General features: G+C 68.9%; 15 protein-coding genes. 10 read left to right on the top strand and 5 right to left on the bottom strand.

Features of this window, described 5'->3' with window-relative positions; all coding sequences use genetic code 11:
* Window positions 1-85: 85 nt before the first annotated feature.
* Both KL771_RS03190 and KL771_RS03185 read right to left on the bottom strand, forming a co-directional pair.
* Window positions 86-1,483 (bottom strand): glutamine synthetase family protein, encoded by a 1,398-nt coding sequence (locus tag KL771_RS03190; protein WP_261967124.1) that lies wholly within the window; start codon window positions 1,481-1,483, stop codon window positions 86-88.
* 82 nt (window positions 1,484-1,565) lie between these two features.
* Complete coding sequence (locus tag KL771_RS03185) at window positions 1,566-2,309, bottom strand: GntR family transcriptional regulator (RefSeq protein ID WP_261967123.1); 744 nt, start codon at window positions 2,307-2,309, stop codon at window positions 1,566-1,568.
* Window positions 2,310-2,463: 154 nt separating this feature from the next.
* On the opposite strand from KL771_RS03185, the gene KL771_RS03180 reads away from it, so the two are divergent.
* The 6 genes from KL771_RS03180 (at window position 2,464) to KL771_RS03155 (ending at window position 8,804) form a co-directional block, all read left to right on the top strand.
* Window positions 2,464-3,858, top strand: a complete 1,395-nt coding sequence (locus KL771_RS03180; protein ID WP_261967122.1) for a glutamine synthetase family protein — start codon at window positions 2,464-2,466, stop codon at window positions 3,856-3,858.
* 93 nt (window positions 3,859-3,951) lie between these two features.
* On the top strand, window positions 3,952-5,070 hold the full coding sequence (locus KL771_RS03175) for a polyamine ABC transporter substrate-binding protein (protein WP_261967121.1): 1,119 nt from the start codon (window positions 3,952-3,954) through the stop codon (window positions 5,068-5,070).
* Between the two features lie 72 nt (window positions 5,071-5,142).
* The gene (locus KL771_RS03170; protein WP_261967120.1) at window positions 5,143-6,291 is read left to right on the top strand and encodes an ABC transporter ATP-binding protein; all 1,149 of its coding nucleotides are present in this window, start codon (window positions 5,143-5,145) and stop codon (window positions 6,289-6,291) included.
* A 434-nt stretch (window positions 6,292-6,725) separates the two neighbouring features.
* The gene (locus KL771_RS03165) at window positions 6,726-7,637 is read left to right on the top strand and encodes an ABC transporter permease (protein ID WP_390866534.1); all 912 of its coding nucleotides are present in this window, start codon (window positions 6,726-6,728) and stop codon (window positions 7,635-7,637) included.
* Entirely contained in the window at window positions 7,634-8,449 is an 816-nt protein-coding gene (locus KL771_RS03160; protein ID WP_261967119.1) for an ABC transporter permease, read from the top strand. The genes KL771_RS03165 and KL771_RS03160 overlap by 4 nt, the downstream gene beginning before the upstream one ends.
* Window positions 8,450-8,456: 7 nt before the next feature.
* Window positions 8,457-8,804, top strand: a complete 348-nt coding sequence (locus KL771_RS03155; RefSeq protein WP_261967118.1) for a cupin domain-containing protein — start codon at window positions 8,457-8,459, stop codon at window positions 8,802-8,804.
* A gap of 93 nt (window positions 8,805-8,897) precedes the next feature.
* On the opposite strand, the gene KL771_RS03150 is transcribed toward KL771_RS03155, so the two are convergent.
* On the bottom strand, window positions 8,898-10,142 hold the full coding sequence (locus KL771_RS03150; RefSeq protein WP_261967117.1) for a class I SAM-dependent RNA methyltransferase: 1,245 nt from the start codon (window positions 10,140-10,142) through the stop codon (window positions 8,898-8,900).
* 156 nt (window positions 10,143-10,298) lie between these two features.
* Here KL771_RS03150 and KL771_RS03145 point away from each other — a divergent pair, with 156 nt between their 5' ends.
* From KL771_RS03145 to KL771_RS03130, 4 genes are all read left to right on the top strand, one after another.
* On the top strand, window positions 10,299-11,156 hold the full coding sequence (locus tag KL771_RS03145) for an AraC family transcriptional regulator (protein WP_261967116.1): 858 nt from the start codon (window positions 10,299-10,301) through the stop codon (window positions 11,154-11,156).
* Window positions 11,157-11,182: 26 nt separating this feature from the next.
* Entirely contained in the window at window positions 11,183-11,920 is a 738-nt protein-coding gene (locus tag KL771_RS03140) for an AzlC family ABC transporter permease (RefSeq protein ID WP_261967115.1), read from the top strand.
* Window positions 11,917-12,219 carry an AzlD family protein gene (locus KL771_RS03135; RefSeq protein WP_261967114.1) on the top strand — a complete coding sequence of 101 codons (303 nt, stop codon included), beginning with the start codon at window positions 11,917-11,919 and terminating at the stop codon, window positions 12,217-12,219. Before KL771_RS03140 ends, KL771_RS03135 begins: the two co-directional genes overlap by 4 nt.
* A gap of 105 nt (window positions 12,220-12,324) precedes the next feature.
* A complete protein-coding gene (locus KL771_RS03130; protein WP_261967113.1) occupies window positions 12,325-13,713 on the top strand; it encodes a porin in 1,389 nt (462 codons plus the stop codon).
* Here the strand turns inward: KL771_RS03130 and KL771_RS03125 are convergent.
* Together KL771_RS03125 and KL771_RS03120 are read right to left on the bottom strand one after the other, a co-directional pair.
* On the bottom strand, window positions 13,691-14,497 hold the full coding sequence (locus tag KL771_RS03125; protein ID WP_261967112.1) for a TlyA family RNA methyltransferase: 807 nt from the start codon (window positions 14,495-14,497) through the stop codon (window positions 13,691-13,693). The genes KL771_RS03130 and KL771_RS03125 overlap by 23 nt on opposite strands.
* Entirely contained in the window at window positions 14,498-14,692 is a 195-nt protein-coding gene (locus tag KL771_RS03120; RefSeq protein ID WP_261967111.1) for a hypothetical protein, read from the bottom strand.
* Window positions 14,693-14,702: the final 10 nt, after the last annotated feature.

The raw sequence follows: 14,702 nt of genomic DNA, 5'->3' as shown, positions 1-14,702 counted from the left end.
CACGACAGCTGGAGCGGGGGCGGGCCGGCGGCGCAGGACCGGGATGACCCGGCTGGCGCGGCGGCGCTTCCCCCCGCGTCCGGCATCACACGTTCAGGAGCAGGTATTCGCGCTCCCAGGGGCTGATCACGCGCATGAAGGTCTCGAACTCGGCCTGCTTGATCGCCCGGTAGGTGGCGACGAAGGCCTTGCCGAAGATGTCGGTCAGCTCCTCGCATTCCTCGAACAGCGCGACCGCCTCGAGCAGCCCGCGCGGCAGGCCGAAATCGAGCGCATAGGCCGAGCCCTCGATCGGTTCCTCCGGCGACAGGCCGTCGATCAGGCCGAGATAGCCGCAGGCGAGCGAGGCCGCCATGGCCAGATAGGGGTTGGCGTCCGACGACGGCACCCGGTTCTCGACCCGGCGGGCGATCGGCGAGGAGTTCGGCACGCGCAGGCCGACGGTACGGTTGTCGTAGCCCCAGTGGACGTTGACCGGCGCGGACGACTTGCGCATCAGCCGCCGGTAGGAATTCACGTAGGGCGCCAGCATGCACATGACATGCGGCAGGTAGCGCTGCTGGCCGGCGATGAAGGAGAAGAACTCCCGGGTCGGCTGGCCGTCAGGATTGGAGAAGATGTTGCTGCCGTCCTCGAGGTCCACCACCGACTGGTGGATATGCATGGCCGAGCCGGGTTCGTTGGCGATCGGCTTGGCCATGAAGGTGGCATACATGTTGTGGCGCAGCGCCGCCTCGCGGATCGTGCGCTTGAACAGGAAGACCTGGTCGGCGAGCGCGATCGGGTCGCCGTGCAGGAGGTTGATCTCCATCTGGGCGGCCCCCTCCTCGTGGATGAGGGTGTCGATCTCCAGTCCCTGCGCTTCCGAATAGTCGTAGATGTCGTCGAACAGGTCGTCGAATTCGTTGACCGCCGCGATCGAATAGGATTGCCGGCCGGTCTCCGAGCGGCCCGAGCGGCCGGTCGGCGGCTTCAGCGGATAGTCCGGATCCTGGTTGCGTTCGACGAGATAGAACTCGATCTCCGGCGCCACGATCGGCTTCCAGCCCTTGTGCTCGTAGAGCTCGACGACCCGGCGCAACAGCTGGCGCGGCGCGATCTCGACCGGGCGGCCGTCGCGATGGAAGGCGTCGTGGATCACCTGCGCGGTCGGGTCGGAGGCCCAGGGCACGACCGAGAGGGTCGAATAGTCCGGCGTCAGGATGATGTCGCTGTCGGCCGGATCGACCGTGAAGGTCTCGTCGTCGTCCGGATAGTCGCCCGTGATGGTCTGCAGGAAGATCGAACCGGGGATGGCCATGGTCGGCCCGTCGACGAACTTCTGCACCGGCATCATCTTGCCGCGCGCCACGCCGGACATGTCCGGCACGACGCATTCGATGTCGTCGAGACCGCGCGCCTCGAGCCAGGCAGCCGCCTCCGACGCGGAGCCGACGCCGCGCACCGCCTCGTGCGCCTTGACCGATTTCTTCTTCTTCGCCATGGGTCCGTCCGAAAATGTGATCACATTTTTGCAGGCACCGTCCCGTCCGTCAACCACGATGGCGATCGAGCCCGAACCGGCTTCAATCGACCAGGCTTGCGGCGCCGATCTCGTTCATGCCGTCGAGGATGTCGGCACGGATCGCCGCCCTGAGACCGGCCTCGTCGCGCGCCGCGATCGCCTCTATGGCGCGTTCGTGCTGGTCGATCAGGATGGCGGTGCCGAAGCGACCATAGACGAGCCGCATGAAGGGACCGAAACGCAGCCAGACGCTTTCGATCAGCGGCACCAGCACCTCGGAGCGGGCGGCGCCGTAGATCTCGAAATGGAAGCGGTGGTTGGAGGCCATGTAGTCCTCCACGTCGCCGGTCTCCAGCGCGCGCTCGATGTCGTCGTCGGCCGCGCGGATACGCGCCAGCCGGGCGGCATCGATATGCGGCAGGGCGCGCGCGGCGGCCTCGGGTTCGAGCAGGGAGCGGGCGGCGACGACCTCGTCGAAGCGGGCACGCGTCATGTCGGGGACCGAGACGCGGCGGTTGGGGTGGATGACCAGGCCGCCCTCGGCCGAGATGCGCCGGATCGCCTCGCGCACCGGCATCGGCGAGACCCCGAGCGTCGCCGCCAGCCCGCGCAAGGTCACGGCGCGGCCGGGCACGATCCGGCCGGTCACGATCGCCGTCTTCAGGGCGTCATAGACCTGGTCGTGGATCGGCGCGGGCGGCGGGGCACCGTCCTGCGCGCTGCCCGCCGCAGCCGTCCGCACCGGCCGGGCGCGACCGGGACGCTCGATTTCGAGGGGGGCGGCGGTTCGGCTTCGCGACGGCATTTTCGACCGGGATCGCGCGTTGACAGGGTCGACCCACTGTGATCACATTTTCGCCCGGATGCAACGCCGCCGCTGCCGCCCGATCGGAGCGCCTTCGGGCCGAATCGTTCCGTCGGGCCTGCAGTGGGACGGGCCGTGGGGTGACGGGGGGGTAATGGGGCGTATCGAGATCGGGCCGGCGGCGGGCGATGCCCTCGACGCCATCGAATCCGGCGAGGTCGAGCGCTTCCTCGAAGCCCATCCGGAGACGGAGGCGGTCGAGTTCCTGGTCACGGAATCGAACGGCGTGCTGCGCGGCAAGTGGGCGCCGGCGGCGACCATAGCCAAGGCCTTCGCGGACGGCATCAATTTTCCCTTTTCCATGTACGGGCTGGACGTCTGGGGCCGCGAGGTCATGGAGACCGGGCTGCATGTCACCACCGGCGACCGGGACGGCTATTGCCGGGCGGTCCCGGGCAGCCTGCGCCCGGTGCCCTGGGCGGCGCGGCCGACCGCGCAGGTGCTCCTGACCATGCATGCCGACACCGGCGAGGCGTTTCTGGGCGATCCGCGTCACGCGCTGGTGCGCGTCGTCGAGCGCATGAAGGCGGCCGGCTACACGCCGTGCTGCGCGGTGGAACTGGAATTCTACCTGCTCGACCCGAAGGCGCCGCCGATGGCCGACGGCATGCCGGCGCCGGTCTACCGGGCGACCGCGGGCCCGACGCCGCAGAACATGTATGCCATGTCGGACCTGTCCGACTTCTCGTCCTTCTTCTCGGACATCTGGGCCTACGGCAAGGCGCAGGGCCTGCCGATCGACACCATGGTGTCGGAGGCCGCACCCGGTCAGTTCGAAGTCAATCTGAAGCACCGGGCCGATGCGGTCGCGGCGGCCGACGACGCGGTGATGCTGAAGCGGCTGGTCTGCGAGGTCGCGCGCCGCCACGGCCTGAAGGCGACCTTCATGCCGAAGCCGTTCATGGATGTCGCCGGCAGCGGCCTGCATCTGCATGTCAGCCTGCTCGACCGCTTCGGCCACAATGTCTTCTCCGACCCGATGATCGGCGAGCGGCGGCTCGGCCAGGCGATCGCCGGCCTGCTCGAGACCATGCAGGCTTCGACGCTGCTGTTCGTCTCGTCCTGGAACGGCTTCCGGCGCCTGCAGCCCGGCTCCTACGCGCCGACGACGGCCTCCTGGGGCCACAACAACCGGTCGGTCGGCGTGCGCGTGCCGGCCAGTTCCGATGCGGCGCGGCGGCTGGAACACCGCATCGCCGGGGCGGATGCCAACCCGTATCTGGTCACGGCCGCGGTCCTGGCCGGCATGCTGGAAGGGATCGAGCGCGAATTGACGCCACCGCCGCCGGTCGTCCGCAACGCCTATGAGGAGCCGGTGCCGGCCCTGCCGGCCAGCATGGCCGAGGCCATCACGCTGTTCGAACGCTCCGATTTCGTGCGCCGGATGCTCGGCGTCGAATACCGCAGCCTGATCGCCCATCTGAAGCGCGCCGAGGCGGAGGCCTTCGCGCGCGAAATCACCCCGCTCGAACGTCTGACCTATCTCTGATCGTGCCGCAGCGGCACTCTTGTACCGCTGTTCGGACGCGATAGGCTGGTCGTCGGAAGTCCCGGAATGATGGTCAAATCGCGAGGTTGGAACATGAAATACCATCCTAGGCTGCTCGGCCTGGTCGGCTTTGCCATCGCTGCCGTGCTGTCCGGCGGCGCCCAGGCACAGACCAAGCAGGTCAACATCTACAACTGGTCCGACTATATCGACCCGACCATCCTGGAGGATTTCACCAAGGAGACCGGGATCAAGGTCAAATACGACGTTTTCGACTCCAACGACATCCTGGAAACCAAGCTCCTTGCCGGCAAGACCGGCTACGACGTGGTGGTGCCGTCGGCGCACTTCCTCGGCCGGCAGATCCAGGCGGGCGTGTTCCAGAAGCTCGACAAGTCGAAGCTGCCCAACCTGAACAACATGTGGCCGGTCGTCTCCGAGCGCCTCGCCAAGTATGATCCCGGCAACGACTATGCCGTGAACTACATGTGGGGCACCACCGGCATCGGCTACAACGTCAAGAAGATCAAGGAGCGGATGCCCGACGCCCCGCTCGACAGCTGGTCGCTGGTGCTCGATCCGGCCAATGCCGCCAAGTTCAAGGACTGCGGCATCATGATGCTCGATGCCTCGGACGAGATCGTCCCGGCCGTGCTCAACTATCTCGGCCTCGATCCGAACACGCGCAATCCGGATGACTTCAAGAAGGCCGCTGAGCACTTCAAGAAGATTCGTCCCTTCGTGCGCAAGTTCCATTCCTCCGAATATATCAACGCGCTCGCCAACGGCGATGTCTGCCTGGTGGTCGGCTGGTCCGGTGACATCAAGCAGGCCGGCGACCGCGCCGAGGAGAAGAACGCGAAGATCAAGGACGAGAAGAAGAAGGTCGAGATCGGCTACTCCATCCCCAAGGGAGGCGCCGCGATGTGGTTCGACAACTTCTCGCTGCCGAAGGACGCCAAGAATATCGACGAGGCCCATGCCTTCATCAATTACATGATGAAGCCCGAGGTGATCGCCAAGGCGTCGAACTTCATCAAATATCCGAACGGCAACCTGGCGTCGCAGAAGCTGATCGACCCGGCCGTGTTCAACGACAAGAACATCTACCCGCCGGATGACGTGATGGCGAAGCTCTATCAGATCCAGTCCTACGACCCGAAGACGCAGCGCGTCTTGACCGATACTTGGCGCGACATGAAGCGCAAGTGATCCCCGAAGGCCCGGCAGTCGACCTGCCGGGCCTTTTCGTTTCTGGCCCTTCCTTCCATTCGGGTGTCCCTCATGTCGACCAAGACGCTCGGTCCCGTCCGACGCAAGTTCCAGCCCTGGACCGATCCGACGGCCAAGCCGCTGATCGAGTTCCGCAATGTGATCAAGCGGTTCGGTGACTTCACGGCCGTTAATGACGTGAGCCTGGGCATCTACGAGCGCGAGTTCTTCGCGCTGCTCGGGCCGTCCGGCTGCGGCAAGACCACCTTGATGCGGATGGTCGCCGGCTTTGACGATCCGACCACCGGCGACGTGCTGCTGGCCGGACAGTCGGTCAAAGGCCTGCCGCCCTACAGCCGGCCGGTCAACATGATGTTCCAGAGCTACGCGCTCTTCCCGCACATGTCGGTCGAGAAGAACATCGCCTTCGGCCTGGAGATGGACCGGATGCCCAAGGGCGAGATCGCCGCCCGGGTCGAAGAGATGCTGAAGCTGGTCAAGCTGGAATCCTTCGCCAAGCGCAAGCCACACCAATTGTCCGGCGGCCAGCGCCAGCGCGTCGCGCTTGCCCGTTCGCTCGCCAAGAAGCCGAAGGTGCTGCTGCTCGACGAGCCGCTCGGCGCGCTCGATCGCAAGCTGCGCGAGGAGACCCAGTTCGAGCTGATGGACCTCCAGATGACGCTCGGCATGACCTTCCTGATCGTGACCCACGACCAGGAGGAGGCCATGACGGTCGCCGACCGGATCGCCGTGATGGACCACGGCAAGCTGATCCAGGTCGCGACCCCATCGGAGATCTACGAGCAGCCGATCTCGCGCTACGTGGCCGACTTCATCGGCGACGTGAACATTATCGAGGGCCGCGTGGAAAGCGCCGCGCCGCTCGTTACGATCGTCTCCGAGGCCGCCGGCACCCGCGTCGAGGTCAACTCGGACACCCCGGTCAATGCCGGCGACACGGTCTATTTCGCGATCCGTCCGGAGAAGATCGCCATCTCGCCCGACGTGCCGGCCGAGACCGGCATCAACGCCCTTTCCGGCACGGTCTTCGACATCGGCTATCTCGGCGACGTGTCGGTGTTCCATGTCCGTCTCGACGGCGGACGGACCATCCGGGCGACCGTCGCCAACCGCCATCGCCTGATCGACCGGCCGATCTCCTGGGACGACCGGGTCTGGCTGACCTGGGGCCGGGATTCCGGCGTCGTGCTGACGCGCTGAGGGAGGCTCGCCCGATGTCCCGTTCCCGTCCCGCGCTCGGTCGCATTGCCGTGGTCGCCGTGCCCTATGTCTGGCTGGCGATCTTCTTCCTGGCGCCCTTCGCGATCGTCTTCAAGATCTCGCTGTCGCAGACCGCGATCGCCATGCCGCCCTATGTGCCGATCTTCGATCCGATCGCCGAGGGGCTGGCCGCGACCTGGCAGCGCCTGTCTGAATTCTCGTTTGCCAACTACCAGCGCCTGATCGGCGACCTGAAGGGGGCGCCGCTGCTGCTGGTCGCGCTCTACGGCGTCGCCGTGGCGGCGGTCGCCGCGGCGTTGGCCCGGGTGGTCGAGGCGCTGGTCGATGCGGTGCCGCGCAGCTTCGGGTCGCTCGTCGTGCTGGTCGCCGCGCTGCCGGCGATCGCAGTGGCGGCGGGACGGCTGCTGCCCTCCATCGGCCTGATCGCCGGCGAACCCGGCCTCGGCGCGTTGCTGGCGGCGGCCGGTGTGGCCGAGCCGCCGGCCTGGCTGACATCGGATTTCGGCATCTTCGGCCTCGCCGTGGCGGTCTCGCTGCCCTTCGCCTATCTGGGCGCCCGGCTGGAGGCGCGTGCGCTCACCTTCGTGCTGCTGGCCGGCATTGCGATGTCGGAACGCATCTCGGTGCTCGGTCTCCTCGACGGGGCCGGCATCTATCTCGAAGCCTATCTGACCAGCCTGTGGATCGCCGGCAGCGCCACCTTCATGACGCTGCTGGTCGGCTATCCGATCGCCTACGGCATGGCGCGCGCGCCGAAATCGATGCGGCCGACCCTCCTCATGCTGGTCATCCTGCCCTTCTGGACCTCGTTCCTGATCCGCGTCTATGCCTGGATCGGCATCCTCTCCAACGAGGGCCTGCTCAATTCGCTCCTGATGTGGGCCGGCGTGATCGACGAGCCGCTGATCATCCTGTCGACCTCCAAGGCGGTCTATCTGGGCATCGTCTATTCCTACCTGCCCTTCATGGTGCTGCCGCTCTATTCGGCCCTGGAGAAGCTCGACGACACGCTCCTCGAGGCGGCCCAGGATCTCGGCTGCACGCCGTTCCAGGCCTTCTGGCGGGTAACCTTCCCGCTGTCGCTGCCCGGCGTCGTTGCCGGGTCGGCGCTGGTCTTCATCCCCGCGGTCGGCGAATTCGTCATCCCGGATCTGCTCGGCGGGTCCGACGTGCAGATGATCGGCAAGACCCTCTGGGAGGAGTTCTTCGCCAACCGCGACTGGCCGGTCGCCTCGGCGGTGGCGATCGCGCTCCTGATCATCCTGGTGGTGCCGATCGTCTTCTTCCAGAACGCGCAGGCGCGCTCGCAGGAGGCTGGCCGATGAAGAAATTCTCGCTCTTCAACGCGGTCTCGCTGACGCTCGGCTTCGCGTTCCTGTACCTGCCGATCCTGATCCTGGTGATCTACTCCTTCAATGAGGGGCGCAGCGTCGGCATCTGGGTCGGCTGGTCGACCAAGTGGTACGCGGCGGCCTTCGAGAACGAGCAGCTGATGGAAGCCGCCTGGGTGACCATCCGCATCGCGCTGATCTCGGCATCCTGCGCGACCGTGCTCGGCACGCTGGCCGCCATCGTGCTCGCCCGCTTCGGCCGCTTCCCCGGCCGCATGCTGTTCTCCGGCATGGTCTTCGCGCCGCTGGTCATGCCGGAGATCATCCTCGGCCTGTCCTTCCTGCTGCTGTTCGTCGCCGTCGACTTCGACCGCGGCTTCTGGACCATCATGCTCGCGCACGTCACCTTCACGATGTGCTTCGTCGCCGTGGTGGTGCAGTCGCGGCTGGTCACCTTCGACCACAGCCTCGAGGAGGCGGCCATGGATCTCGGCTGCCGGCCGGTCGGGGTCTTCTTCCGGATCACCCTGCCGATCATCCTGCCGGCGGTGGTGTCGGGCTGGATGCTGGCCTTCACGCTGTCGCTCGACGACCTCGTCATCGCCAGCTTCAACACCGGTCCGGGCGCCACGACCCTGCCGATGAAGATCTATTCGGATGTCCGTCTCGGTGTTAAGCCGGAGATCAATGCCGTCTGCACCATCATGATCGGCGTGGTCACCGTGGCGGTGATCATCGCCTCGATCCTGACCCGGCGCAGCGAGGCGGAACGTGAACGGGCCGAACGGTTGGCGGCCGCGGGGTGAGGGAATCATGGGAATCGTTCGTATCGACACATCGCCGCTCGCCCGGGTTGCCGACCCGATCGATCCCGCCAAGGTGCTGTCCGGCGCGCCGGTCACCGGCACGCGGCCGGCGACCGAGGACGATGCGCGCGGCTTCTATACGGGCGTATGGGAATCCGCGCCCGGCAAGTGGTCGGTCGACTATGCCGAGGACGAGCTCTGCGTGATCCTGGTCGGCCGCCTGCGCCTGACTTCGGACGCCGGTCATGCGGAGGAATTCTCCGCCGGCCAGAGCTTCGTCATCCCGCGCGGCTTCCGCGGCACCTGGGAGACGATCGAACCTGTGCGCAAGGTCTACGCGATCCTGACCGCGTAGGCCTCCCAACGTGCCGATCTCCCGACCCCGGCGGCCCGGGGGCGGGGGCTGCCGTGCTCCGGCTTATCGGCCGCGAGTTTGGCCGCGCTCGGCTCAGCCCTTGGTCAGGACCGCGACCGCCTCGACATGGTGCGACCAGAGGAACTGGTCGACCGGCTGGACCGGCCCGAGCCGCCAGCCGGCATCGATCAGGTAGCGCGCATCGCGGGCCAGCGTGGCCGGATTGCACGAGACCGCGACGATGATCGGGACGGCGGATTTCGCCAGCTCCTTGGCCTGCGGGGCGGCGCCGTCGCGTGGCGGGTCGAACACCACCGCGTCGTATTTGGCCAGTTCCTTGGCCATCAGCGGCCGGCGATAGAGATCGCGGGTCTCGATCGAGATCGGCTTCAGGCCCTGGGCGTGGCGCGCGGCGCGCGACAGGGCGTCGAGCGCGCGGGCTTCCGATTCGACGGCATGGACATGGGCGCCCCGCGCCAGCCGCAGCGTGAAGGTGCCCGAGCCGGCGAAGAGATCGGCGACCCGCTTGGCCTTGCCGACCGCCTCGACCACCCGGTTGGACAGCGCCTCCTCGGCGCTCGCCACCGCCTGCACGAAGGCGCCGGCCGGGATCGCCACCGCGACGCCGCCGAAGCGCATCTGCGGCGGGCGGGCCTCGACCAGCGTCTCCCCGTCGATCGAGAAGCGCGCGAAGCCGAGCGACAGCACCGCGGTGATCACGTCCTGGCGGCGGGCCGCCGGCAGGCGCGCCTCGGCGACCGCCACGTCGAGGCCGGTCTCCGTGTCGATCACCGTGAAGATCGCCCCCTTGGCGGGGACGGACAGCATGTCGGCGATCCGGATCAGCTTCGGCATGGCGTCGACGATGGCCGGGGTGACCACCAGACAGCCGGCCGCCGGCGCCACGGTGTGCGACAGGCGCTCGCGGAAGCCGACAGCGAAGCGCCCGTCCGGGCCGCGCTGCACGGCGATCACCGCGCGGCGGCGGCTGCGCGGCGCGACCGCCACGGTCGGCAGCACGGTCGCCTCGATGCCGCGATCGGCGAAGGCGGCGGCGACCGTCTGGCGCTTGAATTCGAGATAGGCGGGTTCGGCCCAGTGCTGCAGGCTGCAGCCGCCGCACAGGCCGAAATGCGGGCAGGGCGGCGTCACCCGGTCCGGGCTCGGCGTGACGATCTCGATCACGCGCGCCCGCTCGCCGGCCTGTTCGATCCGCACCACCTCGCCCGGCAGCGACATCGGCACGAAGATGCGTCCGGCCTTGCTGTCGGCGACGCCGTCGCCCTTGTGGCCGATCTCCGCGACCGTGACCGTTTCGATGCCGTCCTGTGCGTGCAAAACCCTGTCCTCGCTGGTGGCCGGACCGCCAAGAAGGCCGCCCGTGCCCGGCCGTTCCGGCCGGACCTCGCGGTCGACCGGCAGGCCGGACCTCCAAGTGGACCGGCGCGCAATTTTCTTCAAGACGCCGTCGCCCGAAGCGCTACCTTTCCGGCCATGGATGCGATCAATCAAAGCCGGGCCCTCGGCGACCTCGACGGTGCGGAAAGCGCCCGCTTCTTTGTCGCGGGCCGGTTCGACGCGCTCGAATGCATGACCGCGACCTTCACGACCCATGCCTATGTGCCGCATCGCCACGAGACCTACGCGATCGGGGCGATCGAGGCCGGCTGCGAAACCTGGACCGCCCGCGGCATCCGCCACTATGCCGGGCCGGGCGAATTCGCCTTCAACGATCCGGAAGTCGTCCATGACGGCGCCCCGCTCGCCGAGGGCTACAGCTACCGCATGATCTATCCCTCAATCCCGACCCTGCGCCGCCTCGCCGCCGATCTGGCCGGCGGACGGGACCGCGGCACGCCGTGCTTCCCGCAGGCCGCCGTGCGCGATCCCGAGGGCGCGGCGCTCTATGCCGAGGCGCATCGCCGGCTGCAGGCCGGCGCCGACCCGTTCGGCGCCGAGGAACTGATGACGCGCGCGCTCGCCCGCTGCCTGGCGCGCCATGCCGACATCCCGGTCGCGGTGCTCGGCCGCGAGCCCGGCCCGGTCGCCCGGGTGCGGGCGCGGCTGGAAGCCGACCCGGCCGCCGAGCACTGCCTTACGGATCTTGCGGCCATTGCCGGCCTGACGCCGCACCGGCTGATCCGCGCCTTCCGGCGCGAGACCGGCCTGACCCCGCATGCCTATCTGGTCGATCGCCGCGTTGCGGCGGCGCGCGATCGGCTGCGCGGCGGCGAGCGGCCGGCCGAGGTCGCCGCCGCCACCGGCTTCGCGGACCAGGCCCATCTGACGCGCGCCTTCAAGGCGCGGATGGGCGTCACCCCGGGTGCCTATCGCACCGCCTTCCAGGCCTGAGACCGGCCTTTCGAACGAGTTCCGCCATGACCGCCGACACCCTTGCCGAGGCCCGCGCAGGTCTCCGCGATATTCTGCCGCCGCTCCTCGCCGCCGTTCCGATCGGGCTCCTGTTCGGGGCGCTGGCGGTCGGCCGGGGCCTGCATCCGGCCGAGGTGGCGCTGATGTCGGCCCTGGTCTTCGCCGGCGGCGCGCAGTTCGCCGTGCTCGATCTCTGGGCCGCCCCGGTCCCGATCGGCGCCGTCGCCTTCTCGACCGGCCTGATCAATGCCCGCCATCTCCTGATGGGCGCCTCGCTGGCCCCGAAGATTGCCGGCTTCCCGCGTCTCGTGCGCTTCATCGGCATCGGCGTGATGGCCGACGAGAACTGGGCGCTGGCCGAACGGCGCGCGCGCGAACGGCCGCTGACGCCGGCCTATTGGATCGGCATGGCGGTGCCCTTCTGGGTGAACTGGGTCCTGTTCACGACACTGGGCGCCCTGGCGGGGTCGTTTCTCGGCGACCCGAAGCGGATCGGGGCGGATTTCGCCTTCACGGCCCTGTTCATCGGCCTGGTCGCCGGCTTCCGTGCCGCGCCGCGGGCCGGCGCCGTGATCGCCGCCAGCGCGGCGGCGGCGGCCCTCGCCCATCTCGCCGTTGGCAGCCCCTGGCATGTCGTCTCCGGCGCGTCTGCCGGGATCGCCGCTGCCGTCCTGCTCGCGCCCGCCGCACCGGCGCCGGTCGGCAATCCGGCACAAGCCGGTGCAACGGAGGTGCGCCCGTGATCGTCGAAGGGCAGACCCTTGCCGCCATCCTGGCCATGGTGGCCGTCACCTATGCAACCCGCATCGGCGGTGTCTTGATCGCCGACCGCCTGATGCTCGGGCCACGGCTCAAGGCGGCCTTCGACGCCATCCCGCTCGCCGTCCTGACCGCGGTGATCGCCCCGATGGCCCTGGCGACCGGGCCGGCCGAAACCCTGGCGGCGATCGTGACGGCCCTGGCGGCCCTGCGGCTGCCGCTGATCGGCACGGTCGCGGTCGGCGCGGCCGCGGTGGTCCTGTTCCGCGCGGTCCTGGGATGACGCGGATTGCAATCGCTCTGAAATCAGGGGTTGTCGACGCCTGCTCCGGCTGAGTATCGTTCCGACACCGTCGCCCATGTCCGGCCGGCGGGGGATGGGCCAGTCATGGGCTTCTGTCGCGTATCCGCCGCCGCGCTATTGGTCGCCCTTCTCGTCGCCGGGCCGACCCGGGCCGGCGACGGCAAGGCGACGCCGCTCGACTGTGCCGCCCTGGGACCCGCCTTCGTGTCCCTGCCGTCGACCGAAAGCTGCCTCGCCGTGGTCGGCACCGCCCGGCTCGACGCGCAAGGTCACACAGGCGGCCGCGTCCTGACCGCGCGTTCCGGACCCGAGGAGCGGCTCTGGCGGATCGAGGGCACCGGTCCGCCGCCCGGCCGTTTCGCGCTGACGGCGCGGGCCGGTCTCGACATCGACCTGCGCTCGGCGAGCGAATTCGGCACGCTGCGGACGGTGACCTCGCTGGCCGTCGAGCGCGCGTCCGGCGGCACGGGCGGCGACGTGCCGGCGGTCTATCTCGATGCGGCCTATATCGAAATCGGCATGTTCACGGTCGGGCGACGGCAATCCTTCTTCGACTATATCGGCACCAGCGACCGCTGGTATGCGCTCAATCCGACCACGAACCGGCCCTGGCCGGACGCGAAGGTCGATCTTCTGGCCATCACGCGCAAGATCGAGGGCTCGCTCGCCGTCACCGCCAGCCTGGAATGGGCCGCCTCGGGCTACCGAGGCCGCAACGGCATCGGCATCTTCGACGAACTGATCCTGGCCGACATGCCGAATGCGCTGCGCACCCGGGCGCGCGACGGCCTCGTCGGCACCGATCCCGACTGGCCCGATCTGGTCTTCTCGGCCGTCCTCACCGAGAGCTGGGGCTCGGTGCAGGTCATGTCCGCCCTGCACCGACTGGAGAACGACCGGCACCGCAGCTATCTCGGCTTCTCGCCTCCGGGCACGACGATCGGTTGGGGCAGCGCCACCGGGGCGGGGGCGACCGTCAACCTGCCGATGCTCGGCGAGGGCGATCGCGCCAGCCTCCAGGTGGTGCGCACGAGCGGGGCGACGGCCTATGCGGCGGCGAGCCTCGATGCCCTCGGCAATTTCGGCGCCGATGCGCTGTTCGGCTGGTCCGGCCGATTGAACGAGGTGCCCGACGGAGCCCTGAAGCCGACCAAGGCGCTGTCGATCGCCGCCGGCTACCGTCACGTCTTCTCGCCGCATTGGGAACTCGCCGTGACCGGCGGGCATATTCTGGTGAACGGCTACCGGGCGCGCGACTTCGCGCTGACCGACCTCGGCGGCGACCTCCTCTGGCGGCCGCTGCCGGGCTTCATGCTGGGCGCGGCCCTCGAATGGCGGCGGGTCGACTTCACGACGGCGACCCGAGACGCCTTCAGCGGCAGGCCCGGGCCGGGCGAATACAATCCCTGGCGCCGCCGGCTGCGCGACGCTCAATCGATCACCGCGACCGTCAGAGCGGAGCGGACCTTCTGAGCGTATCGGGCTTCTCGGCGGCGACGAGATATTCGCGATTGCCGTCGCCGCCCTCGATCGGCGAGGCGATGCGGCCGATCAGGCGCCAGCCCTGCGTCTCGAGGAAGGTCTCGATGCCGCAGGCGGCCGCCTCGGCCGCATCGGCGTCGCGCACGATGCCGCCCTTGCCGAGCCCCTCGCGACCGACCTCGAATTGCGGCTTGATCAGCGCCACCAGCACCGCACCGGGACGGGCGAGGGCGAGGGCCGGCGGCAGGGCCAGGGTGAGCGAGATGAAGCTCACGTCGGCGGTGACGAATTCCGGCGGCTCGGGCACGTCGACCAGCGTCAGGTCGCGGGCATTGAGGCCCTCGACGGCGCCGACGCGCGGATCCGCGGCGAGCGTCCGGTCGAGCTGGCCGTGGCCGACATCGATCGCCGTCACGGACCGTGCGCCGCGTTCGAGCAGCACCTGGGTGAAGCCGCCGGTCGAGGCGCCGATGTCGAGGCAGGCCCGGCCGGCGGGAGAGAGCCCGAAGGTGTCGAGCGCAGCGATCAGCTTCAGGGCGCCGCGCGAGACATAGCGGGCGGCGGGATCGGCGGCGACGATCGGCGCATTGCCGGGCACCAGGGCTCCGGGCTTGGTTTCAACCGTCCCGGCGACCGCGACCACGCCGCGCTGGATGGCGTCGCGCGCCCGCGCCCGGGTCGCGTAGAAGCCGCGCGCGACCAGTAGCTGATCGAGGCGGATGCGATCGGGGCCGCCCGGTCCGGTGCCGGCGATTTCGGAGCTCGTGTCCCGCACTCAGAAACAACCCGCCAGCGCGCCCATGGCGGCATCGAAATAGACGCCCAGGCCCCAGCGCGCCCATAGCCAGAGGCTCGCGCCGAGGGCTGCCACGAGCAGCGGCGTCGCTATCAGGGCAACCTTGAGGTCGTTCGATGACATGGCCGGATGATAGCGCCGAAAGCATCCGGCGGAAAGCAGGACGGTCCGCATGGGTGATGCG

The sequence above is a fragment of the Prosthecodimorpha staleyi genome, from assembly GCF_018729455.1.
In the GTDB taxonomy this organism is placed as follows: domain Bacteria; phylum Pseudomonadota; class Alphaproteobacteria; order Rhizobiales; family Ancalomicrobiaceae; genus Prosthecodimorpha; species Prosthecodimorpha staleyi.
Note: the sequence above shows the minus strand (reverse complement) of the source record. Positions and strands in the feature narration are given on the sequence as shown.